The organism is Micromonospora sp. WMMC250, from assembly GCF_027460215.1.
Lineage (GTDB): Bacteria > Actinomycetota > Actinomycetes > Mycobacteriales > Micromonosporaceae > Micromonospora > Micromonospora taraxaci.
In genome coordinates this window covers 4129780-4152443 of sequence record NZ_JAPZBJ010000002.1, presented here as the reverse complement: position 1 = coordinate 4152443, position 22664 = coordinate 4129780, and the positions used below count along the sequence as shown (strand labels likewise).

20 protein-coding genes are annotated in these 22664 nt (G+C 71.5%); 13 read left to right on the top strand and 7 right to left on the bottom strand.

Features of this window, described 5'->3' with window-relative positions; all coding sequences use genetic code 11:
- The first annotated feature begins 41 nt into the window (after nucleotides 1-41).
- The 7 genes from O3438_RS18480 (at nucleotide 42) to O3438_RS18450 (ending at nucleotide 7074) form a co-directional block, all read left to right on the top strand.
- Nucleotides 42-386: a hypothetical protein gene (locus O3438_RS18480; protein WP_030328857.1), complete on the top strand. Its 345-nt coding sequence runs from the start codon at nucleotides 42-44 to the stop codon at nucleotides 384-386.
- Nucleotides 387-417: 31 nt separating this feature from the next.
- Nucleotides 418-756: a hypothetical protein gene (locus O3438_RS18475; RefSeq protein WP_088986340.1), complete on the top strand. Its 339-nt coding sequence runs from the start codon at nucleotides 418-420 to the stop codon at nucleotides 754-756.
- Between the two features lie 405 nt (nucleotides 757-1161).
- The gene (locus O3438_RS18470; protein ID WP_269681137.1) at nucleotides 1162-2577 is read left to right on the top strand and encodes a PhoH family protein; all 1416 of its coding nucleotides are present in this window, start codon (nucleotides 1162-1164) and stop codon (nucleotides 2575-2577) included.
- A 276-nt stretch (nucleotides 2578-2853) separates the two neighbouring features.
- Nucleotides 2854-3531 (top strand): lytic transglycosylase domain-containing protein, encoded by a 678-nt coding sequence (locus O3438_RS18465; protein ID WP_269681136.1) that lies wholly within the window; start codon nucleotides 2854-2856, stop codon nucleotides 3529-3531.
- A 113-nt stretch (nucleotides 3532-3644) separates the two neighbouring features.
- Nucleotides 3645-4298 carry a rhomboid family intramembrane serine protease gene (locus tag O3438_RS18460; protein ID WP_269681135.1) on the top strand — a complete coding sequence of 218 codons (654 nt, stop codon included), beginning with the start codon at nucleotides 3645-3647 and terminating at the stop codon, nucleotides 4296-4298.
- A gap of 104 nt (nucleotides 4299-4402) precedes the next feature.
- Nucleotides 4403-5371, top strand: coding sequence for an NAD(P)/FAD-dependent oxidoreductase (locus O3438_RS18455; protein WP_269681134.1), 969 nt, complete (start codon nucleotides 4403-4405; stop codon nucleotides 5369-5371).
- Nucleotides 5372-5436: 65 nt separating this feature from the next.
- Complete coding sequence (locus tag O3438_RS18450; RefSeq protein ID WP_269681133.1) at nucleotides 5437-7074, top strand: hypothetical protein; 1638 nt, start codon at nucleotides 5437-5439, stop codon at nucleotides 7072-7074.
- Between the two features lie 23 nt (nucleotides 7075-7097).
- Here the strand turns inward: O3438_RS18450 and O3438_RS18445 are convergent, their stop codons facing one another.
- Nucleotides 7098-8069, bottom strand: a complete 972-nt coding sequence (locus O3438_RS18445; RefSeq protein WP_442929618.1) for a DMT family transporter — start codon at nucleotides 8067-8069, stop codon at nucleotides 7098-7100.
- The gene (gene glpX, locus O3438_RS18440) at nucleotides 8066-9097 is read right to left on the bottom strand and encodes a class II fructose-bisphosphatase (protein WP_269681132.1); all 1032 of its coding nucleotides are present in this window, start codon (nucleotides 9095-9097) and stop codon (nucleotides 8066-8068) included. Before glpX ends, O3438_RS18445 begins: the two co-directional genes overlap by 4 nt.
- Nucleotides 9098-9256: 159 nt before the next feature.
- Between glpX and O3438_RS18435 the strand changes: the two genes are divergently transcribed.
- From O3438_RS18435 to O3438_RS18425, 3 genes are read left to right on the top strand one after another with little or no spacing between them, the layout of a single operon-like run.
- Complete coding sequence (locus O3438_RS18435) at nucleotides 9257-9904, top strand: DUF4245 domain-containing protein (RefSeq protein WP_269681131.1); 648 nt, start codon at nucleotides 9257-9259, stop codon at nucleotides 9902-9904.
- Between the two features lie 44 nt (nucleotides 9905-9948).
- Nucleotides 9949-10080 carry a hypothetical protein gene (locus O3438_RS18430; protein WP_269681130.1) on the top strand — a complete coding sequence of 44 codons (132 nt, stop codon included), beginning with the start codon at nucleotides 9949-9951 and terminating at the stop codon, nucleotides 10078-10080.
- 18 nt (nucleotides 10081-10098) lie between these two features.
- Nucleotides 10099-10950 (top strand): hypothetical protein, encoded by an 852-nt coding sequence (locus tag O3438_RS18425; protein ID WP_269681129.1) that lies wholly within the window; start codon nucleotides 10099-10101, stop codon nucleotides 10948-10950.
- 83 nt (nucleotides 10951-11033) lie between these two features.
- Here O3438_RS18425 and O3438_RS18420 read toward each other — a convergent pair whose 3' ends face one another.
- Complete coding sequence (locus O3438_RS18420; RefSeq protein WP_269681128.1) at nucleotides 11034-11255, bottom strand: exodeoxyribonuclease VII small subunit; 222 nt, start codon at nucleotides 11253-11255, stop codon at nucleotides 11034-11036.
- 45 nt (nucleotides 11256-11300) lie between these two features.
- A complete protein-coding gene (gene xseA, locus O3438_RS18415; RefSeq protein ID WP_269681127.1) occupies nucleotides 11301-12533 on the bottom strand; it encodes an exodeoxyribonuclease VII large subunit in 1233 nt (410 codons plus the stop codon).
- Nucleotides 12534-12677: 144 nt separating this feature from the next.
- Between xseA and O3438_RS18410 the strand changes: the two genes are divergently transcribed.
- Entirely contained in the window at nucleotides 12678-13664 is a 987-nt protein-coding gene (locus O3438_RS18410; protein WP_269681126.1) for a 4-hydroxy-3-methylbut-2-enyl diphosphate reductase, read from the top strand.
- A gap of 40 nt (nucleotides 13665-13704) precedes the next feature.
- Nucleotides 13705-14148: a hypothetical protein gene (locus O3438_RS18405; RefSeq protein ID WP_269681125.1), complete on the top strand. Its 444-nt coding sequence runs from the start codon at nucleotides 13705-13707 to the stop codon at nucleotides 14146-14148.
- Between the two features lie 113 nt (nucleotides 14149-14261).
- On the opposite strand, the gene O3438_RS18400 is transcribed toward O3438_RS18405, so the two are convergent.
- Both O3438_RS18400 and O3438_RS18395 read right to left on the bottom strand, forming a co-directional pair.
- Nucleotides 14262-17558 carry a S8 family serine peptidase gene (locus O3438_RS18400; protein ID WP_269681124.1) on the bottom strand — a complete coding sequence of 1099 codons (3297 nt, stop codon included), beginning with the start codon at nucleotides 17556-17558 and terminating at the stop codon, nucleotides 14262-14264.
- 137 nt (nucleotides 17559-17695) lie between these two features.
- A complete protein-coding gene (locus tag O3438_RS18395; RefSeq protein ID WP_269681123.1) occupies nucleotides 17696-18871 on the bottom strand; it encodes a DNA recombination protein RmuC in 1176 nt (391 codons plus the stop codon).
- A 54-nt stretch (nucleotides 18872-18925) separates the two neighbouring features.
- Between O3438_RS18395 and O3438_RS18390 the strand changes: the two genes are divergently transcribed.
- Nucleotides 18926-19723 (top strand): hypothetical protein, encoded by a 798-nt coding sequence (locus O3438_RS18390; RefSeq protein WP_269681122.1) that lies wholly within the window; start codon nucleotides 18926-18928, stop codon nucleotides 19721-19723.
- A gap of 140 nt (nucleotides 19724-19863) precedes the next feature.
- On the opposite strand, the gene ppc is transcribed toward O3438_RS18390, so the two are convergent.
- Nucleotides 19864-22650 carry a phosphoenolpyruvate carboxylase gene (ppc, locus tag O3438_RS18385; RefSeq protein ID WP_269681121.1) on the bottom strand — a complete coding sequence of 929 codons (2787 nt, stop codon included), beginning with the start codon at nucleotides 22648-22650 and terminating at the stop codon, nucleotides 19864-19866.
- Nucleotides 22651-22664: the final 14 nt, after the last annotated feature.

Sequence of the window (22664 nt, the reverse complement as noted above, 5' to 3'; positions counted from 1 at the left end):
GGTGCTCACATGCGTCACGCCCCCGGTGCCGAGGGGGTGTGGTGACCGAGCTCGCCACCCGCGCCCAGGCCTTCGGGCTGATCGCCGAGGGGGTGGCCGCGGGGCTGACCGCCCCCTGGCGCCTCTACCTCGCCCGAGGCTGCCGTTACCTGTCGCTGAGCGTCGGCGATCGCGCCGAGTGGAACGCCTGGCGTACCCATCTCGGCTGCCCTGAACTGAGCGTCAGGGTCTACGACGCCGGCGGTGAGATCCGCCGCTCCTCGGTGGCCGAGGTCGTGCTCGACGGCTGCCGGATCAGCGTCGAGCTGGTCGAGGAGGTCAGCACCGACGACCTGGACCGGCTGCTCGTCGCGGACCCCACCACGATCGAGCCGGAGGAGCGATGACCCGCCGTCCGAGCGGGGCCGGAGCTGCCCGATGAGCCCGTTCCTCGCGGTCTTCCTCGTCCTGGTGCTGGGTGCCACCAGCTACGCCGCCGGCCGCCTGCACGGCCAGCTCAGTTATCGCATCGGCTACCGCTTCGGCTACCGGCAGGGCTACTTCGACGGCGACCGGGGTGCCTGGAACAGGCGTCGTCGCGACGCCCAGGCGGCAATCGCCTCGGCCCTGTCGGTCGCACCGGCGAGCGTGGCCCGTTCGGCGGGCGCCGTCGCTCCCCGGCCCGGCACCACGTACACCGGCTCGTCGTTCGCCGCGCCGGCCGCCCCGATCACCGGGCGGCACCCGACCGGCACGCTCGTCCGACGTACCGGTTGAGGTCGGCCGGCGGGTGCCGTCCCGCCGCCCGACGCCACGAACGCGGTGCGTCGTCCGCGGCGGACACGCACCGTCGGGGTCACGTCAGACCGGTGACGGTGGCCCCACCGGCCGGGGTGCGCGCAGGGGGCATGCATCCCGGCCGGTTCCGCCGCAGTGTCTTCCGGCTGGCAGGCACCGTGGTGAAGGGGGGTTCACACACCCGACTTGGGAGATCCACGTCCGACCTCTAGCCGAGAGGGTCCGGCGGGGCTAGCGTCTAGGCATGGCACGGGGTTCTCCCGAGCCAGCCGGTCCGCCCGGATCTGCGACCTCGCGCACGGGGTTCCGCATCCGACCCCGTGTCCCCGGGCACCGGAGGAGGCGGAACACGGGTGGCGGGTGCCCATCCGTCGGAGCAGGCCTGTGACGACTCGCCGTACCATCGCCGGTGCCGACCAGACCCCGGCCGCGACTGCCACGACCCGCCGCGCCACCAGGAGCCGCCGTACGGCGGCCGCCGCGCCGGCCGACCCCAAGGAGCCGCGACCAGCCGGCCAGGCCTTTGTCCTGGACACGTCCGTGCTGCTCTCCGATCCGGCGGCGTTCCACCGGTTCGCGGAGCACGAGGTGGTGCTGCCACTGGTGGTCATCACCGAACTGGAGGGCAAGCGGCACCATCCCGAGCTGGGCTGGTTCGCCCGGCAGTCGCTGCGAATGCTCGACGACCTGCGCATCCGGCACGGCCGGCTGGACACGCCGGTGCCCGCCAACGACGCGGGCGGCACCCTGCGGGTGGAGCTGAACCACACCGACGACGGGGTGCTGCCGCCCGGCTTCCGCAACGAGAGCAACGACGCCCGGATCCTCTCCGTCGCGCTCAACCTCGCCGCCGAGGGGCGGGAGGTCACCCTGGTCAGCAAGGACATGCCGCTGCGGGTCAAGGCGGCCTCGGTCGGTCTGCGCGCCGACGAGTACCGCCACGGCCAGGCCAGCGACCCCACCTGGACCGGCATGTCCGAGATGGAGTTGAGCGACGAGCAGATCGGCCAGTTGTACGGCGGGGAGACGCTCGACCTCGACGAGGCCTCCGGGTTGCCCTGTCACACCGGTCTGGTGCTGCACTCGGGGCGTGGGTCGGCGCTCGGCCGCGTGTTGCCGGACAAGTCGGTGCGTCTGGTCCGGGGTGACCGGGAGGCGTTCGGTCTGCACGGCCGTTCCGCCGAGCAGCGGATCGCTCTCGACCTGCTGCTCGACGAGTCGATCGGGATCGTCTCGCTGGGCGGCCGGGCCGGCACCGGCAAGTCGGCGCTGGCGCTCTGCGCCGGGCTGGAGGCGGTGATGGAGCGTCGCCGGCACAAGAAGGTGATCGTGTTCCGGCCGCTGTACGCCGTCGGTGGTCAGGAGTTGGGCTACCTGCCGGGTTCGGAGTCGGAGAAGATGTCGCCCTGGGCGCAGGCGGTCTTCGACACGCTCGGCGCCGTGGTGCACGAGAACGTGCTGGAGGAGGTCACCTCGCGGGGCATCCTCGAGGTGCTGCCGCTGACCCACATCCGGGGGCGCAGCCTGCACGACGCGTACGTGATCGTGGACGAGGCCCAGTCGCTGGAGCGGGGGGTGCTGTTGACGGTGCTGTCCCGGATCGGGCAGGGCTCCCGGGTGGTGCTCACCCATGACGTGGCCCAGCGGGACAACCTGCGGGTCGGCCGGCACGACGGGGTCACCGCCGTCATCGAGGCGCTCAAGGGCCATCCCCTCTTCGCGCACGTGACGCTCAGCCGTTCGGAGCGGTCGCCGATCGCGGCGATGGTGACCGATCTCTTGGAGGACATCCCGATCTGATGACTTTCTGTGGTCTTTTGTCTATATTTTAGACGTGGCACAGATCACAAACAGGTCGGTTGGTTTCCCAATGGCCTCACTGTGCGCAATCGTGTCCCACGAGCGTCCACGCACCACGAGCATCGTTGATGATCGTTCGTCCCGAGCGGAACGACATCGGCGGCGGTCGGTGCGTCGGAGCGACCGGCAACCGGTCGGGGCGCTCGTGGCACGGTTGACGGCCCACCTGCGGTCGGCATCGGGCCGCGTCCTTGCCCCCGACGAAGGGACCACTTCGTGAGTCGGCTGTGGAGCCGGTTGGGTGCCCGTACGGCCGCCGTGGCGCTGCTCTCCGTGGGCGTAGCCGGTGGCTTCTACCTGGGCGAGAACCGGGAAACCCAGCAACAGAGCCTGGCCGAGCAGGTCAGCCACGAGGTCGACCGGGCCGATCTCGCGTACCAGCGCGAGCGGCAGGCCGCGAACCAGGTCAAGGTCGCCCAGCAGCGGGCCGCCGAATACCAGGCCAAGCTGCGCGCGGCACAGGCCGCCAAGGAGGCCGCCGAACGGGCCCGCCGGGCCGAGGCAGCCGCGGCGTCCCGCAAGCGCGAGCGCGACGCGGCCAACGCACCCGCGAAGCCGTACGACGGGCCCATCCCCGCGTCCTGCGAGGAGTACAGCGGCAACCGGAAGATCGGCTGCGCGCTGATGATCGACAGTGGCTTCGGCATCGCCGAGTTCCCCTGCCTGGAGAAGCTCTGGAACAAGGAGAGCGGCTGGAACCACAAGGCCCGCAACTCCTCCTCCGGCGCGTACGGCATTCCGCAGGCGTACCCGGGCAACAAGATGAGCGCCTTCGGCGCCGACTGGCAGACCAGCCCGGCCACCCAGATCAAGTGGGGGCTGAGCTACATCAAGGGCAGGTACAAGACGCCCTGCGGCGCCTGGACCTACTTCCAGAACAACGGCAGCTACTAACGGTCCGACGGCGGGGCGGGTGGGAAGCCACCGCCCCGCCGTCGCCCGTACACCGGTCTGCTCGAACGGGACGCGAGTGGCGGTCGCCCGCTTTTGCTGATAGCAGTTGTAGCGTGACCCTGCACCCGTCAAGTGACGACCCCTACCGGTTCGGCACCGAGTCGTTCTACGCCTCGCTCGGCCGGGCCTTCGTCGCCATGTGCGCGGTGGTCCCGTTCCTCTTCCTCATCGAGGCCGCCGACCAGGGCCTCGCGTTCGGCCTGGACGCCACGGCCGGCATCATCCCGCAACGCATCGAAGGGCTGGACGGTGTCTTCTTCTCACCGTTCCTGCACCACGGCTTCGACCACCTCTACAGCAACAGCATCCCGCTGATCCTGCTGGGCACGTTCGTCCTGGCCGCCGGAGCCCGCCGATTCCTGTGGTCGACGCTCGTCATCATCCTGGTGAGCGGTCTCGGCGTCTGGTTCACCGGCTCGCCCAACTCGGTGGTGGTCGGCGCGAGCGGCGTCATCTTCGGCTACCTCGGCATCCTGCTCACCCGGGGCATCGTCGAACGGAGCTGGTGGAACTTCGCCGTCGTCCTCCTGGTCGGCCTGCTCTACGGCTGGCAACTGGTCGGCATCCTCCCCACCGACGAGCGGATCTCCTGGCAGGGCCACCTGTTCGGGCTGCTCGGCGGTGTCGTCGCGGCGATCCTGTTCCGGCGCCGGCGGCCGACCGTCGAGGGTCCGGACTACTCGGGCTCCACGCTCAGCCTGCCCTGACCGATCCTCGGCGCGCCTCTGGGACGTCCTTGCCCGACCGCCGCCGTCCGCCTACGGTCGAGATCAGCAAGCGTTGATCCGTAAGCGGAAAGCGACGGTACGCCATGCGTGAGGTCGATGTCGCCGTGATCGGGGCCGGTCCGGCCGGGCTCTTCGCCGCGTACTACGCCGGGTTCCGGGGTCTCTCGGTGGCGGTGATCGACGCGCTGCCGGAGCCAGGCGGTCAGGTCACCGCGATGTACCCGGAGAAGCTGATCCTCGACGTGGCCGGTTTCCCCGCCGTCAAGGGCCGCGACCTGGTGGCCAACCTGGTCGCCCAGGCAGCCCCGTTCAGTCCGCAGTACCTGCTCGGCACCCGAGCGGAGAAACTCGCGTACTCCGATGGTCGTCCGGTGCTCGGCCTGGCGGGCGGGGAGCAGCTCCAGTGCGGAGCGGTCGTGATCACTGGCGGGCTCGGCAGCTTCAGCCCACGGCCGCTGCCGTGCGCCGACGGCGCTCCCGGCACGGGCATCGTCTACTTCGTCACCGATCCCGCCGAGTTGGCCGACCGTGACGTGTTGATCGTCGGTGGCGGCGACTCGGCCTTCGACTGGGCGCTGGCGCTGCAACCGTTGGCCCGTTCGGTGACCCTGGTGCACCGGCGGGAGAAGTTCCGGGCCCACGCCTCGACGGTGGCCCGCGTGCTGTCGCTGCCGGTGCGGGTGGTGGTCAACGCCGAGGTCAGCCGGCTGCTCGGGGACGGCACGGTGACCGGCGCCGAGGTGACGGTGCGCGGCGGCGCGGTCGAGACCCTGCCGGTGGACGTCGTGGTCGCGGCCCTCGGCTTCACCGCCGACCTGGGCCCTCTCGCCGAGTGGGGGCTCCACCTGGACCGCCGGCACATCCTGGTGGACAGCGCGATGGCGACGAACCTGCCGAGGGTCTTCGCGGCGGGTGACATCACCGAATACCCGGGCAAGGTCCGGCTGATCGCGACCGGCTTCGGCGAGGCCGCGACAGCCGTCAACAACGCGGCCGTGGCGATCGACCCGAGCGCACACCTCTTCCCCGGGCACTCCTCCGACGCGGGTTGACCGTCGGTACCGGAAGCAGACCGGTCCGTAGCCGGACCGAGACGCGCTCACCGCACCCTGGGGGGATGACCGGTCTCGCGGCACGGCACGACGGCGCACCGACGACACTGTCCTGGCTCTGCCACCCCATCACGCTGCTCGCCCTGGTCCTGCTGGTCGTCAACGACCACGTGTGGAAGCCCGCCTTTCCCGGGCTGTTGACCGGCAAGCTGAGCGACGTCGCCGGGCTGGTGCTCGCTCCGCCGCTGGTCGCGGTGCTGCTGACCCTCCTGGTGCCGCGGCTGCCGGCCCGGATCGCCGCGGTGGTCGGCCTGGTCGCGGTGGGCGCCGGGTTCGCGGTCGTCAAATCCAGCGGGTACGCGGCCGACCTCGCCTCCTCTGCCTGGACCGTGCTGGCCGGGCCGTCGCTGGTCCGGGCCGACTGGACCGACCTGCTCACACTGCCGGCCCTCGGCCTGGCCTGGTGGAGTTGGACGCGGGCCCGCGAGCGGCCGGTGCGGCAACGGGCCGCGCGGTTGGCCCGGATGCTCGTGGTGCTGCCGCCGGCGGTGCTGGCCGTGGCCGCCACCAGCGCCGTCTACTACCCCTACGCCGTGGGCGCCACGACGCTCGACGGAAAGCCCGCGATCTCGGTCGGCAGCGGCTACAGCATGTCGGACTGGCCGACCGGTCCACTGGACGGAGAGTGGGCGGTCAGCGACAGCGGCGCGGCCACCTGGCGGGCAGCCACCGAGGACGAGGAGCAGCGGCTGAACAATCAGGACTCGCCGCGTCAGCAGGCCTGCGCACCCGATGATCCCCGCCGCTGCTACCGGGTGGTCACCGGGCACCTGCGGGTGGAGCAGAGCGACGACGCCGGTGTCACCTGGCGGGTGGCCTGGGAGGTGCCGGACGGGCAGCGCGAGGCGCTGGGCCGCCAGTCACCGAACCCGGGTGACATCGGTCGCCACTTCGCCTCCCGTGAGCTGACCGTCTATCCCCGCGTCGGTGGCGGCCACGAGGTGCTGGTCGCCAACGGTCGGGACGGTTTCCTCCGCAGCCTCCCGAACGGGGAATGGCAGCGAGACGGCTTCCTCTTCGAGGAGGGCAGACCCGCCATCCACTGGGAGGATCCGCCCAGCCTGGACGGCAGCAGCCCCGGCAACCGGCAGATGGATCTGCTGCTCGCCGTCCTGCTCGCGTTGACTCTCGGAGCGGCGGTCACTCTGGTCGCCAGTGCGCTGGCCATCCGCCGTGCCGTCGGCGACACGTCGTGGGGGATCGTCGGCAGCCTGCCGATGGTGCTCGCGGGTCTCGTGTTGACGGCTCTCTGGCAGCGGTCCGACGACTTCCTCGCGGGGCCGTTCGTGTTGTTCGCCATCCTGCCGCTGGGCATCCTGCCGGCCGTCGTCCTGGCCGTCCGCGCCTGGTACGCGGGCGCGACGGCACGCTGGGTCGGCTGGATGCTGGGTGGCCTCGTGCTCACCGTGCTCCTGACCGGAGTGCCGCTGATCAGCTGGTTGTACGGCAACCCGCCGCAGACCCGGTGGGCGGTGTCGTTGGCCCTGCTGGCCACCGTGCCGGGCCTGCTGTTGGCCGTCCGGACCTCCGGGCTGGTCGACCGGACCCTGCCGCGTGGCCGACGGAACAGGCCGTACTACCTGCCCACTCCGCCCTACCCGCCGTACCCGGCCCAACCGCACCAGCGGGTGCCGCCGCCCTGACCCTCGACCCCGACGGTCGGTGGTCAGCGGCGGGCGGGTGGCGCCAACGCGGCGACCAACACGGCCACCATTGTCAGAGCTGCCCCGAGCAGAGTGTTCAGGCCGGGGTGCGAGGCCGCGGTGGGCAGCAGCACGTCCAGCAGCACCGCGCCCACGATCTGACCGGCGATGGTGGCCAGACCGAGCAGCAGCACGCCGGTGAACCGCACGATCGCGGCGGCGATCGCGATGAACACGATGCCGATCGGGCCGCCCAGGTAGAGCCACGGCTCGGTGGGCAGGTGCCCGGTGGGCCAGCCGCGTACGGCGGTGTCGATCGCGAACGCCACGAGCAGGGTGACAGTGCCGACGCTGAAGTTGACCAGGGTGGCGGTCAACGCGCTGTCGGCCGCCGCCCGGACCTGTCCGTTGACCGCCTGCTGCCAGGCGATGGCCACCCCGGCGAGCAGGGGCAGCAGGGCGAGCGCCAGCATGCCCGGGTCTTCGAGCCGGTCACCGACCGCCAGGAGGACCGCCAGCACGGTGAGCACCGCACCGGCCAGCCGCTGTCGGGTGACCGGCTGCCGGCCGGTCGGCCCGATCCCCGCCCGGTCCACGGCGAGGCTGCTGCCGGTCTGACCGGCCACCACCGCCACTGTGAAGACGGCCACGCCCAGCGAACCGATGGTGAGGCCCTGGGTGGCCACCAGGAACGCCCCGCACATCCCGCCGAGGCACTGCCAGGGGCGCAACGCACCGCTTGCGAGCGCACGCCGCAACGCCACCAGGCCGCGCCGCCCGCCGGGAGTGGCGGGCACCAGCACCAGGAGCACCACCAGGCCCACGCCGAAGGACACCACAGCGGCGGCGAAACCGTCGGCGAGGCGTACCCCGAGCTCGCCGTTGATGCGTGACTGCACCGCCACCGCGACCCCGGAGATCGATGCCAGCGCGACACCGGTGATCCGGCGGGTGGCCGACAGGACCTGCGGGGCCGCCGTGTCGGCGTTCGTCACTCCTGCTCGGCCAACGGACGGCCGTCGAAGTCGACCGCGGAGTAGAGCGCCAACTTCTCCAGCCGGTGGTACGAGTCGATCACGCGGATGGTGCCGCTCTTCGAGCGCATCACGATCGACTGGGTGTACGCGCCACCCGCCCGGTAGCGCACCCCGCGCAGCAGATCCCCGGAGGTGACTCCGGTCGCCACGAAGAAGCAGTTGTCACCGGTGACCAGGTCGTCGGTGCTCAGCACCCGGTCCAGGTCGTGCCCGGCGGCGATCGCCTTCTCCCGCTCCTGCTCGTCGCGCGGCCAGAGCTTGGCCTGCATCGCGCCGCCCATGCACTTCAGCGCGCACGCGGAGATGATGCCCTCCGGGGTGCCGCCGACGCCCATCAGGACGTCGACGTCCGACTCGCCCCGGGCCGCGGCGATGGTGCCGGCGATGTCGCCGTCGGAGATGAACCGGATGCCCGCCCCCGTTCGGCGGATCTGTGCGACCAGGTCGTCGTGGCGGCTGCGGTCCAGCACGCAGACCGTCACCTCGGAGACGTCGGTGCCCTTGACCTTGGCGATCCGGCGCACGTTCTCGGCCACGCCGGCGTTGATGTCGATCACGTCGGCGTACGCCGGGCCGACGGCGAGCTTCTCCATGTAGAACACGGCGCTGGGGTCGAACATCGCGCCCCGCTCGGAGACGGCGAGCACCGCCACCGCGTTCGGCATGCCCTTGCTCATCAGGGTGGTGCCGTCGACCGGGTCGACCGCGACGTCCACCTCCGGGCCGGTGCCGTCGCCGACGTGTTCGCCGTTGAAGAGCATCGGGGCGTTGTCCTTCTCGCCCTCGCCGATCACCACCACGCCGCGCATCTGGATCGAGTTGATCAGCTTGCGCATCGCGTCGACGGCAGCTCCGTCGCCGCCCTCCTTGTCGCCCCGACCCACCCACCGGCCGGCGGCCATCGCCGCCGCCTCGGTGACCCGTACCAGGTCGAGGGCGAGGTTTCGGTCGAGATCCTGTGGGATCCGCGTCCTGGTGTTCGTCATGACGGTTGCTCCTCCTCGCGACGGTGCGGGGACGACCGGTAGCGGGGCGATCCCCGCTGTCGGCTTTGTCGCTGATCCTCACACGATGGCCGACCGGGCGTCGGCGCGGGGCGGTGATGGCCCGGATACCGCCGGTCGGGCTGCTGCGAAGATGGAGGGGTGGAACCCGCACAGCCAGCCGACCGCGCCCCCGCCGACAGCACGCCGCCCGACGGTCAGCCGCCGGTCGACGTCCCCGCCGACGCCGGTGGTGAGCCTGCCGCGACCGATCCGACGCCGCCGCCGCGGATGACGTCCGGCAAGTCCGAGCGCTCGCCGAAGGACATGGCGATCTCGCTGCTGGTGCTGCTCGTGCCGATCGCGCTGCTGTTGGCGTTCTACCGGGGCTTCCTCGGTGGTGACCAGCCCACCACGGTCGATCCGGCCCCGGCCATCGAGCAGGCCCGGTCGGCGAACGTGTTTCCGGTGAGCCAGCCGGAGGGGCTCGGCTCCGACTGGTCGACGGTCAGCGCCCGCTACCAGACCGTCGAAGGCGGCGCGAACCTGCGGCTCGGCTACCTCACCCCGGAGGGGCGGGGAGTTCAGCTCCTGCAGAGCAACGTGCCGGCGGAGCGCCTGCTCCCCGCCGAGTTGACCGACCGGGCCCAGCCGCAGGGGCCCACCGAGCTGGCCGGGCGCAACTGGCAGCGCTACACGGCCCGGGACAACCAGCAGGCGCTGGTCCTGCTGGAGCCGAACCGCACGGTGATCGTCGTCGGTGATGCCCGGGACAACGAACTGCGCGAGTTGGCGGGCTCACTGCGCTGACCCGGCCCCCGGTAGGCAGCGAAAATGGGCAATCGGACAGAAGGGTGATTGTCCGACGCGTCAAGCGGGAACAAAGAGAGGGTGACCCGGGCACGTTGCTCGGCCCGGGTCGCGCGGCGCAGCCGACGGTGCTGCTGCGTCGCCCGGTTTCCGGCGCCGCCCAGGTCGTCGGGTGACCCTCTTGGGAGACACGTATGACTGTCCGACGACTCGGCGCCGGCCTGGTGGCCGCCGCATTGATCACGCCCGCCCTGGCCGCCTGCGCCAACGGTGGCACCGGCACCGCCGGCTCGACCGCGACCCCGACGGTGACCGCGTCCGGCACGGCGAGCCCGACCGGCGCCCCGGTCGCGGGTGACGCCAAGCAGGCACTGCTCGACTCCACCAAGGAGATCAGCACCGGCAACTTCCGCTTCGCCCTCACCGGTGTCGGTTCGACAGTCGAGGGGCAGGTGCACCAGCCGAGCCAGAGCGCGGCCATGAAGATCGCCATCGGCGGCCCCTCGTCCGACCTGGCGATGAAGCTCGACGTGATCCACTTCAAGCCGGACAGCTGGGTCAAGCTGGAGCTGAGCGGCTCCACCGCCAACAGCCTGCCCGAGATCAAGCAGCTCAACCTCGGCAAGTACCAGCACCTGGACCAGGCCCGGATCAAGGGCAACCGCAACCTCGGCTTCGACTTCGACAAGGTCGACCCGGCGGGCAGCGCGGTGCTGACCCAGGGCATCACCGAGGTACGCAGCACCGGCACCGGCGCGTACGCCGGCACCATCGACGTCACCAAGGCCGCCGAGGCCGGTTCCCTGAACGCCGCGACGATCGCCGCGTTGGGCACCCAGGCGAAGACGGTGCCGTTCACCGCGAAGGTGGACCCGCAGGGTCGGCTCAGCGAGCTCGTGCTGCAGTTGCCGGCCGCCGGGCAGACCGCCGCCCAGGAGATCAAGATGACGTACTCCGACTACGGCGCCGCCACCGCCGCGCAGAAGCCGCCGGCGGACCAGGTCGTCGAGGCCCCGGCCGAGCTGTACAACCTGTTCAACAACTGACGTACGTCGGTGGGGCGGCTCCGGCCGCCCCACCGACGCTCGCTGGTCGCCAAGGCCACGAAGCAGTCAGCGCCAGCCGGCGGTCAGGAATTCTGTTCCTGGCGGGCGGCGTCGATCCGTGCCCGCGCGCCGTCCAGCCAGCGTTGACAGATCACCGCCAGCGCCTCGCCACGCTCCCAGAGCGCCAGGGACTCCTCCAGCGAGGTGCCACCGGCCTCCAGCCGCTCCACCACCGAGGCCAGCTCGGCGCGGGCCTGCTCGTAACTGAGCCGTTCATCCGGCCCGGCCTTCGTGTCGTCAGTCATCGCATCCATCTCAACACACCGCTCCCCGGGCCACCGTGTCGCCACTCAGCCGTCCACCGTCGCGGCCAGTTCGCCGTCGGCCAGCCGTACCCGCAGAGGGTCGCCCTTGCCGACCTCCGCCGCCGCGCGGACCACGTGGCCGTCGGCGCGCTGCACGATCGCGTACCCCCGGTCGAGGGTGGCGGCGGGGGAGAGAGCGCGCAGCCGCGCCACCGTGTGTCGCAGGTCTTCGTCGGCGGCGGAGAGTCGGTGTTCCAGGCAACGACCGGCCCGCTGACGCAACGCTGTCAGCTCGGTCGCCCGTTGGTCCACCATCACCTGCGGCCGGGCCAGCACCGGCCGGGACCGCAGCCCGTCGAGCCGGTGCGTCTCCCGGTCCACCAGGTTGCGGACCGCCCGTTCCAGGCGGTGCCGGGCCTGGCCGATGAGGCGTACCTCCTCGGTGAGGTCGGGGACGACCCGCTTGGCCGCGTCGGTCGGGGTGGAGGCGCGGACGTCGGCGACGTAGTCGATCAGCGGCGCGTCGGTCTCGTGGCCGATCGCGCTGACCACAGGCGTACGGCAGCCGAACACCGCGCGGCAGAGCGCCTCGTCGGAGAACGGCAGCAGATCCTCGATGCCGCCACCGCCGCGGGCGATGATGATCACGTCGATGGTCGGGTCGGCGTCCAGCACCTTGAGCGCGTCCACGATCTGGGGGACCGCGGACGGCCCCTGCACGGCGACGTTGACAGTGCGGAACTCCACGGCGGGCCAACGCCGCCGGGCATTGGTCAGCACGTCGCGCTCGGCCGCCGACGCGCGACCGGTGATGAGCCCGATCCGGCCGGGCAGGAACGGCAGCCGGCGCTTGCGGGCCCTGTCGAAGAGCCCTTCGGCGGCGAGCAGCTTCTTGAGCTTCTCCAGCCGGGCCAGCAGCTCCCCGAGCCCCACCTGGCGGATCTCGTCGGCCCGCAGGCTCAGTGTGCCCCGGGCGGCGTAGAACTCCGGCTTGGCGTGCAGCACGACGCGGGCACCCTCACGCAGCTCCGGCGCGCCGGCGTCCAGTACGTCCCGGTTGGTGGTGACGGTCAGACTCAGATCCGCCGACGGGTCACGCAGGGTGAGGAACACGGTGCTGGCTCCGGGGCGACGGCTGATCTGCGCGACCTGCCCGTCCACCCACACCCAGCCCAGCTTGGCGATCCACGCCCCCACCTTCTGGCTGACCACCCGCACCGGCCACGGCTCCTCGGCGCTGCTGGCCCCGCCGCCGCCCACCCGTCCACCCTCAGTCACCCGCCCACCCTACGGACCCTCCCGGTGATCAAGAGGTTTGCGTCAGCGTCGGGCGCGTTTTCGACGCAAACCTCTTGATCACCGGCTCTGGGTGGCGGCCCGCGGCCCGGTGGCGGGTGGTGGGACGGCACGTAGGATGGGTGGGTGACTGAGGCTGAGGCGACCCCCCGGACCGGCAAGCGCGTGCTCCTGGCGAAGCCCCGCGGTTACTGCGCCGGCGTCGACCGCGCGGTGCAGACCGTCGAGGAGGCGCTCAAGCTCTACGGTGCCCCGATCTACGTGCGCAAGCAGATCGTGCACAACAAGCACGTCGTGCAGACCCTGGAGGCCCAGGGCGCGATCTTCGTGGAGGAGAACGAGGAGGTGCCGGAGGGTTCCACAGTCATCTTCTCCGCGCACGGCGTCGCTCCCGAGGTCTACGAGCAGGCCAAGCAGCGCTCGCTGAAGGCGATCGACGCGACCTGCCCGCTGGTCACCAAGGTGCACCACGAGGCGAAGCGGTTCGCCGCCGAGGACTACGACATCCTGCTCATCGGTCACGAGGGGCACGAGGAGGTCATCGGCACCGCCGGTGAGGCCCCCGCCCACATCCAGCTGGTGGACGGTCCGGACGGCGCCGACAAGGTCACCGTCCGTGATCCGGAGAAGGTGGTCTGGCTCTCCCAGACCACGCTCTCGGTCGACGAGACGCTGGAGACGGTGGCCCGCCTCAAGCAGCGGCTGCCGCTGCTGCAGTCCCCGCCGAGCGACGACATCTGCTACGCCACCTCCAACCGGCAGCACGTGGTCAAGGAGATCGCCGCCGACTGCGACGTGGTGATCGTCGTCGGCTCGACCAACTCCTCCAACTCGGTTCGCCTGGTCGAGGTCGCCCTGGACGCGGGCGCCCGTGCCGGTCACCTGGTCGACTTCGCCCACGAGATCGACGACGCCTGGCTGGAGGGTGCCACCACGGTCGGCCTGACCTCGGGCGCGAGCGTCCCGGACGACCTGGTCCAGGATGTGCTGGCCTACCTCGCCGCCCGGGGCTTCGGCGACGTCGAGGAGATCACCACCGCCAACGAGCGGCTCACGTTCTCGCTCCCGCAGGAGCTGAAGCGGGACATGAAGGCCGCCGCGGCCCGCGGCTGAACGCGGGAACGAACCCGACCCGGCGTACGTCGAATCCGGCATGAGGACTCTTCGGCTCGCCGTCTCCGCGCTGGCCGTCTGCGTGGCGCTGAGCGCCTGCGGCAGCCAGGACGCCGGAGGTGGCACACCCACTCCGACCCCGACGGGAGCGCAGCCGGTGACCAGCCCGCCCACGCCCGACCCGACCGCCTCGCCGTCAACTGTCGATCCCACTCCACCCGCCGGCTCGAAGACTCCGCGGGCCCCGAAGCCGGGCGGCCCCAGCACACCCCCGGGAGTCGGCGCGACCACCCTGAGCGGCACCGTGCAGGGCGGCGTGGAGCCCGGCTGCGTACTCCTCGACGGTTACCTGCTGCTCGGCGGTCCCCGTGACGTGTTGACGCCCGGCGCGCGGGTCGAGGTCACCGGCCGGGTGGAGCCCGGCATGATGACCACCTGCCAGCAGGGCACCCCGTTCGTCGTGTCGGCCGCCCACCGGTCCTGACGCCGTCGGGGCCGGCTGGCGCAACCCCGGCCCGACCAGCGACCCCTCGCTCTGACGGACAGGAGCCCGCCCCCGGATCCGGGGACGGGCTCCTGTCCGGTGTTACGGAATGATCAGTTCACCGCGCCGATGGAAACGGTGCCGCGGCCGACGACCGCGCCCTCGGTGGTGACGATCGCCAGCTCACCGGAGAGCTGCCGCCCGTCGGCCGGAACGGCCACCGCCGTCACCGTGCCGGTGATGGTGGTCGACTCGCCGTGCATCAGCGGCACCGCGGTCGCCGGGGCGGTGATCGTGCCCAGCGACGCGGACGCGAACGCGTCGTAGTAGTCGTAGGCGGTGCTGGTGCCCGGCCCGTCGACCCCGTACGGCTCCACCACCACGCGGTAGGTGCCCGCGGGCGGGTTGGTCAGCGTGACCGCCTCCTCCGAGTCGCCGTCGGCGGCCCGACCGACCTCGGCGTCACCCCGGTAGACGAACAGGTCCAGGTCGGCGCCCGCGTTGGCGGGGTTGCCGATCCGGGCGGTGAACGTCGACGTGCCCGCCGGGATCTCGACGGTCCACTCCTGGTTGGGGCCGCCCTCGGTGATGGTCGGACGCTCGGTGCGCACACCGGTCAGCGCGCCGCTACGGCCGCTGACCGAGACCGGGCCGAAGACGTTCGTCACGTCCCAGCTCACGTTGGTCGGCTCACCGGCCTCGACGCTGGGCAGCTCGACCAGCGCCGGCTCGACCGCCAGGCCCTGCACCCGTACCTGGAGCTTGAACGGGTTGTTCAGCGCCGGCGAGGTCCGCCGCGACTCCACCTCGATCTCCCAGACCCCGGGCAGCGGGTTCTGGTAGTCCCGCTCCTGCGGCTTGCAGACGTTGACGTCGGAGAAGTTGGTGTAGCAGACGGTGCTGGTGGTGGCCTCCACCGGCACGCCCAGCGGGTTGATGGCGATGAACCGGGTCTGGGAATCGGTGGCGATCCCGGACAGGTTCACCTGGAGCGCCTTGGCGCCCTCCGGCACCGTCACGAAGTACGACGTGAAGCCGTTGCGGTCGACGGAGCCCTCGTTGGCGTACGCGAAGGTCGGCTTCTTTACGTCGTTCGAGGCCACCACCACCGTGGAGACCTCGAAGTCGACAACGTTGGTGGCCGGGTCGTCGATCCGCATGATCGCGCCGTGGGCGCCCTCTGCGGTCGGCTTGGCGGTCACGTTGACGGTGACGGCCTTGTTGAGCGGCAGCGCGACGGTCTTCGGCGCCTTGAACGTGCCGTCGTCGCCCTGCAACGTGACGTCGTGCTTGATGGTGCCGGCCGGGCCGCTGGTACGGGTGATCTTGACTGGGTAGGTCTTGCCCTGCCCGACCTTGTGACCGCCGTCGGAGGCGGCGCAACGGTTGTAGACGCCGGTGCCCCGACCCGGGTTCGGCACGAACTTCACGCCGTTCCAGATGGTCAGCTGGTCGGCCAGCGGGCTGCAGACCGCCGCGTCGGAGACGTACGACCGGGTCTCGACGCCCTGGCGGAGGAGCTGCCAGGCGCCCGGCACGTTGACCATGCCGTAGCCCTGCGCGTACGTCGGCACGTCGGCGATCGGCTTGGCCGAGGTGAACAGCGCGCGCCGCAGCGCGGCCGGGCTGACGCCCCGGTCGGTGGCCTTGGCGGCGGACAACAGCAGCGCGCCGGCACCGGCGGTCTGCGGGGACGCCATGGAGGTGCCGTTCAGCATCGCGTAGCCCGGAGGCAGCGCGTAGCCGGCCTCGGCAACCGGTGCCCCGAGTTGCCAGGTCGGCGCGGTGGAGATGGCCGAGCCGGGGGCGGCGATGTTCGGCTTGAAGCCGCCGTCCTCGCGCGGGCCACGGGAGGAGAAGTTGAACAGGGCGTTCTTCTTCCGCACCACCGAGCCGTAGTTGGCCAGCCAGGTGTCCTTGCTGATGCTGGCGGCGACGCTGATCACGTTGCTCGCGACGGACGGGTCGCCGACGGTGTTGAGACCCGGCCCGGAATTGCCGGCCGAGATCACCAGCTGCACGCCGTACGTCTCGATCAGTTCGTTGTAGAGATTCGTCCGGGCGTTGTTGCCGTCGTTCAGGCCCGGAAGGCCGCCGATCGACATGTTGACGATGTCGACCCCACGGTTGGCCACCAGGTCGATCATGCCGGTGGTGAGGGCCGCCGCCGTGCAGCCGCCGCCCCAGGAGCAGGCGCGGGCGGAGACCAGCTTGGCGCCCGGGGCCGCGCCGTCGAAGACGTCGTTGCCGAGCATGTCGTTGGCGGCGGTGATGCCGGCGACGTGGGTGCCGTGGGTGCTCTCGACGATGCCGATGTTGACGTAGTCCCACAGGCCCGGAAGGCCGATCGGCGCGGTGTTCACGTTCTTGCGGAACTCGACGACGAAGGGCTGCCGCTCGGCGACAGCTGTCGCCGGGTTGTCGGTGCCGAAGTAGCCGATGTCGTACTTCTCCTTGTACGGCCGCATCATCGGGTCGTCGGTGAAGTTGCGGTTCTGGTTGGCGTCGACCCAGATGTTGTTGGTGGCCGGGTCGTAGAGCACACCCCAGGTGTCCGTGGTGTCGCCGTCGCGGTTGACGTCACCCCGGGCGTCGCTGGCGGCCGTGACCGACTCGCTGAACAGGTTGAACCGGTACGTGCCGGCCGGCGCCGTCCAGGTGCCGCCCGCGATGGTGAACGACGGGCCGGCGACCTCGGCCTGCATCCGCCGCCACGTCGGGTCCTCCAGCGGGTCGGTCGCGGTCACCCAGTCGACGATCTTGCGCTCGCCGGTGGTGGTCTGCTGCAACGCCGGATGGGCCAGGTCGACACCGGAGTCCATGATGCCGATCGTCACGCCCCGGCCGTCCCACTCCGGGTGGGCGTCGGTGAACCTGACGGCGCCCGTCTCGTTGGTCGGCATGTACGGGTTGTCCGCCCTGGTGGCCTCGCCCGGCGCCGCGACAGTGGCCTGCCGTGCGCCGGCGGTCCCGGCGGGGGTCTTCTCCGGTGCCGGGTCGGGCAGTTGGATGACCTCGTCCAGGTCGACGGCCGAGACACCGGGCAGCCGCGCCGCCGTGAGGGCCTTGTCGGTCGGGACCTTGGCCAGCACGAAGCCGACAGCGTCCTGCCGCTGGCTGACGGTGCCGCCGAGCTTGGTGAGGCTGTCGGCGACGTCCGCCGCCTCGCCCTTCTCGGTGGAGACGATCAGGGTGACGGTCGGGGCCTTCTTGGCTCTGGCCTCGCCGAGCAGTTTGGCGTCGTGAGCGCCCAGCGTCTCGGCGGCGGTGGCCGGGGAAGCGTCCGGTGTGGTGACGGGGGCGGCGGCCGCGGTGGCGGCACCACCCACGACGGTCACGGCGCCAGCCGCCAGGACCGACGCGAAGAGCGCGGCGGAGGTACGCCGACGCAGATCTCGGGGTTTGCTCACGTTCTCTTTCCTCCAGAGAACAGGGCCCTCAGGGACAAGGGCGCGTGGGTGAGCAAAATCTTTCGGTGTATCGATGAGCACTGTCACTACTGGTCAGTCCCTTGTGACCACTTCGTGACATGCATGCATACGCACTGTCACATAGATGGTCGGCGGGTCGGGACCTCGTCGTCGGCCGGGTCCACCAGCTCGGGCGCCTGCGGCTGCCGGGGCGTCAACTCGACCTGCGCGGGCGTCGTCAACTCGTCGTCCGAGACGCCCAACTCGGCGAGCTTGCGGGCGCTGACCAGCACCCGCGCCTCCAACGAACCCACCGCTCGGTTGTACGCGGTCACGGCACCGGCCAGCGACGACCCGAGCTTGCCCACGTGGTCGCCCAGGGTGGAGAGCCGCCCGTACAGCTCGCGGGCGAGAGTGTGCACCGCGACGGCGTTGCGGGCCAGCGCCTCCTGCCGCCACGAGTAGGCCACGGTGCGGAGCAGGGCGACGAGCGTGGCCGGCGTCGCCAGCACCACGTTGCGGGTGAAGGCGTGCTCCAGCAGAGTCGGGTCACGCTGGAGCGCGACGTCGAGGAACGGGTCGGCGGGGACGAACAGCACCACGAACTCGGGTGAGCTGTCGAACGCCGACCAGTACGACTTCGCGGCCAGGGCGTCGACGTGCCCGCGCAGGTGCCGGGCGTGCGCGTCGAGGTGGGTGTCCCGGCCGCGCTCGTCGCGCGACTCCATGGCCGTCAGGTACGCGTCGAACGGCGCCTTGGCGTCCACCACCACGGATCGGCCGCCGTGCAGCCGGACCACCAGGTCCGGTCGGACGACCTGCTGGTCGGTGGCGGCGGTGACCTGCTCGGCGAAGTCGCAGTGCTCCAGCATCCCGGCCGCCTCGACGATCCGGCGCAGCTGGTGCTCGCCCCAACGGCCCCGCACCTGCGGTGCCCGCAGCGCCGCCACCAACTGCTTGGTCTCGGTGCGCAACTCACCGGAGACGGCGCTCATCGAGCGGACCTGCTCGCGCAGCTCGGCGTACGCGTCGACCCGGTCGTGCTCCAGCTCGGCCACCCGCTGCTCGTAGCGGCGCAGGGTGTCGTGCAGCGGGGCGACAGCCCGGGCCACCGCCTCCTGGGACTGCGCGGTGGCCTCGTAGCTGAGCGCCCGCATGGACTGCTCCAGCCGGCCCTCGCCCTCACGGGTGGCGGCCAGGGTGGCGTCGAGGCGGGCGATGTCGGCCGCCGACCGGGAACGCGCCGCGAGCCAGCCCACCGCCCCGCCGGCACCGAGGCACACAATCACCAGGAGCAGGGTGGAGACGTCCATCACCGGAGCTTGCCAGACGGATACGACGTGACACCCGGGGGTACGTTCGAGTGCATGGAAGCTGTCCTGTGCCTCGCGGTCATCTTCATCGGCGTGGTGGGTGCCGGCGTGCTCGCCAGCACGAGGGCCAACGCCCGTCGCCGCACCGCGCTCGGGGACGCCCGCGCCGACGCGCAACGGTGGTACGAGCGCCTCGGCGGTCAGTTGATCAACCTGCACGGTGACGACCCGGCGGTACGCCAGGCGCTGGCCGACGCCGGTGAGCGGTACAACGCGGCCGGCTCGCAGTTGGAGCAGGCGCGTACGCCGCACCAGTTCGGGCTGGCTCGCGAGACCGCGCTGGAGGGACTGGCCTACATCCGGGCGGCGCGTACCGCGCTGGGCATCGACCCGGGCCCCGAGGTGCCGGCGCTGGCCGCCGCCCGCGGTGTGGGTCAGCTGACCAAGGAGCGCGAGGTCGACGTGCAGGGGCAGACCTTCCGGGCCGGCCCGCAACCCGGCCGGGAAACGCCGTACTACTACCCCGGTGGGCGATATCAGGGTCGGCCGGTGCCGGCCGGGTGGTATTCGACGCCGTGGTGGAAGACGGCGCTGGGCGCCGGCGCCGGCGTGCTCGGCGGCATCCTGATCGCCGACGCGCTGTTCTCGCCGGCTTTCGCCGACCCCGGTTACGGCTACGACGCCGGCTACCAGGAGGGCTTCGGCGACGGCTTCGACCAGGGCGGCGACTTCGGTGGCGGTGACCAGGGCGGCGACTTCGGTGGCGGCGACTACGCCGGCGGTGATTTCGGTGGCGGCGACTTCGGCGGTGGTGATTTCGGCGGTGGTGATTTCGGCGGCGGCGACTTCTGACCCCGCCCAGCCCGTCGATCATGGAGTGATGGTGACCGATTCGCCCCTGTAGGCGGCTTTTGTGGGGCGCCACCACTCATGATCGACCGCTCGCCCCGGGCAGGGCCGCCCCGGGCGGGGCGGCCGGCCCGGTCGGGGGATCAGCCGGTGTTGCGCATTCCGGCGGCGATGCCGTTGACGGTGGTGAGCAGCGCCCGTTCCAGCGCGGTGCCGTCGCTCGGCGCCCGACGACCGCCCGGAGCGGTGGCCACCGCCCGTCCGGCGGCACCGGACTCCCGGTACTGCCGCAGCAGCGCCACCTGGAGGTGGTGCAACGGCTCCAGGTAGGTGTCGCGGACGGCAAGGGTGCGCTGGAGGACCGGCGAGTTGTCCAGCAGGGCGGGTGAGGCGGTGACCGCCAGCAACTCCCGCTTGGTCAGTTCGTACTCCTGCTCGATCTGCTCGAAGATCGGGTGCAGCTTCTTCGGCACCAGCGTCTCGACGTACCGACGGGCGATGTTCAGGTCGGTCTTGGTCACCATCATCTCGACGTTCGACAGGAACGTGCGGAAGAAGTGCCAGTTGCGGTACATCTCCGCCAGCACGTCGGCCAGGCCGGCCTCGCGCGCGGCGGCCAGCCCGGAGCCGACACCGAACCAACCCGGCACGATCTGTCGGGTCTGCGTCCAGCCGAACACCCACGGAATCGCCCGCAGACCGGACAGGCCAGCGCCGGTGTTCGGACGCTTCGCCGGCCGGGACCCGATGTTCAACGCGCCGAGCAACTCGGTGGGGGTCGACGCCCAGAAGTACGCGGGCAGGTCCGGCTCCTCGACGAGGGACCGGTAGGAGCGGAACGCGGACTCGGAGACCACGTCCATCGTCGCGTCCCAGCGTTCCAACATCTCGGCGGGCTGCCGGGGCGCGGTGTGCAGCAGGGTCGCCTGGAGCACCGCGGCGAGGGTGAGTTCCAGGTTCTCCCGGGCCAGGGACGGCAGGGTGTACTTGTCGGAGATCACCTCGCCCTGCTCGGTCACCTTGATCGCGCCGTCCAGCGTGCCGTACGGCTGGGCCAGGATCGCCTCGTGCGTCGGCCCGCCGCCGCGCCCGACCGTGCCGCCCCGGCCGTGGAACAGCCGCAGGTGCACCCCGTGTCGGGCGGCCACGTCACGCAGCGCGCGCTGCGCCCGGTGGATCGACCACTGGCTGGTGGTGATCCCGGCCTCCTTGTTCGAGTCGGAGTAGCCCAGCATCACCTCCTGCACGTCGCCCCGGGCCGTCACCAACGCCCGGTACGCGGGCAACGACAGCAGCTCGTCGAGGAGCTCACCGCCGGCGTTCAGCTCGGCCGGGGTCTCCAGCAGCGGCACGAACCCGACCCGGGCCCGCCCGCTGTGCACGTCCACCAGGCCGGCCTCGCGGGCCAGCACCACGGCGGCCAGGACGTCGTCGACACCCAGGGTCATCGAGATGATGTACGACTCGATCACCTCGGCGCCGAACCGGTCCTGTGCCTCCCGGATGGTCCCGAACACGTCGAACGTCTTGCGGGCCGGCTCGGTCAGCGACGTGTCGACGGTGGACAGCGGCCGGCGGCCGGTCAGCTCGTCGGCGAGCAGTTTGGTGCGCTCCAGCCGGGTCAGCGCCGGGTAGTCGGAGACCTCACCGACCGCCTCGTAGAGCTGGGCGAGCACCGCGTGGTGCGCCTCGGCGTGCTCCCGGACATCCATGGTGGCCAGGTGCAGACCGAACGCGGAGACCGTACGGATGGTGGAGGCCAGCCGGCCGACGGCGGTGAGCTGCCCGGAGTTGCGGGCCAGTGAGGCCCGCAGCAGGTCGAGGTCGGCGATCAGCTCGGCGGAGCCGCGGTAGTCCCGGCCGGGGACGTGCGCGGTGCCCTGGCGTAGCCGCTGCCGGGTGTTGGCGAGCTTCGCCTTCACGCAGCGCGCCTTGAGCCGGTACGGCTCCTCCGCGTTGACCCGTCGGAACCGCGTCGCCACCTCGGGCAGCGCGTCCAGGTCGGCGGCGAGGCTGGCGGACAGGTCCAGGGACACACCGCGCAGCCGGCGGGAGACCGAGACCTCGTTGATGAGGTGGTCCATCGCCTTCTCGGTCGCGGCGATGCCGTGCTCGTGCTGGATGGTCAGCACCTCGCGGGTGACCGCCGGGGTGACGAACGGGTTTCCGTCGCGGTCGCCGCCGATCCAGGTGCCGAAGCTCAGCGGCCGGGCCGTCGGCGAGGTCTCCACGCCGAGGGTACGCAGCGTGTCGGCCAGGTCGTCGAGCACCTGAGGGGCGGCCTCGGCGTACAGGTCGCGCAGGTAGTAGATCGCGTTGCGGGCCTCGTCGGTCGGGTCCGGCCGGTCGAGCCGCAGCTCGTCGGTCTGCCACATCAGGTCCAGCAACTCGGCGAGGCGGCGGTTGGCGGGGCCCTCGTCGCTGGCGCCGTAGAGAATCGCGTTGGCCGTCTCGGTGTCCAACTCGTCGGCGATCGCCCGCAGCTTGGACAGGATCGAGCGGCGGGCCGCCTCGGTCGGGTGCGCGGTGAAGACCGGACGGACCGCCAACCGGCGTGCCGCGTCGGCGATCTCGTCGGCCGGAACCCCACGCTCGGCGATCATCTTGGCGGCCTGGTCCAACCACCCGCCCTGCACCGCGCGGCGTCGGCGCAGATCCCGCGCGCGGTGCACCTGCTCGGTGATGTTGGCCAGGTGGAAGTAGGTGGAGAAGGCGCGGGCCAGCTTGGTGCCGGTGGTCACGTCGAGCCCGCCGAGGCGCTGTGCGGCCGCCGGGGCGTCGGTGCGGACCTGGGCGCGGATCTCCTCGACGAGGTCGAGCAGCGGACGACCCTCCTGGCGGGCCAGCGTCTGCCCGAGCAGGGTGCCGAGTCGACGGATGTCGGCCCGCAGCGCGGCGTCCGGGCCGTCGTGGTCGTGCTGATCGGTCACGATGCGCTCCCTTA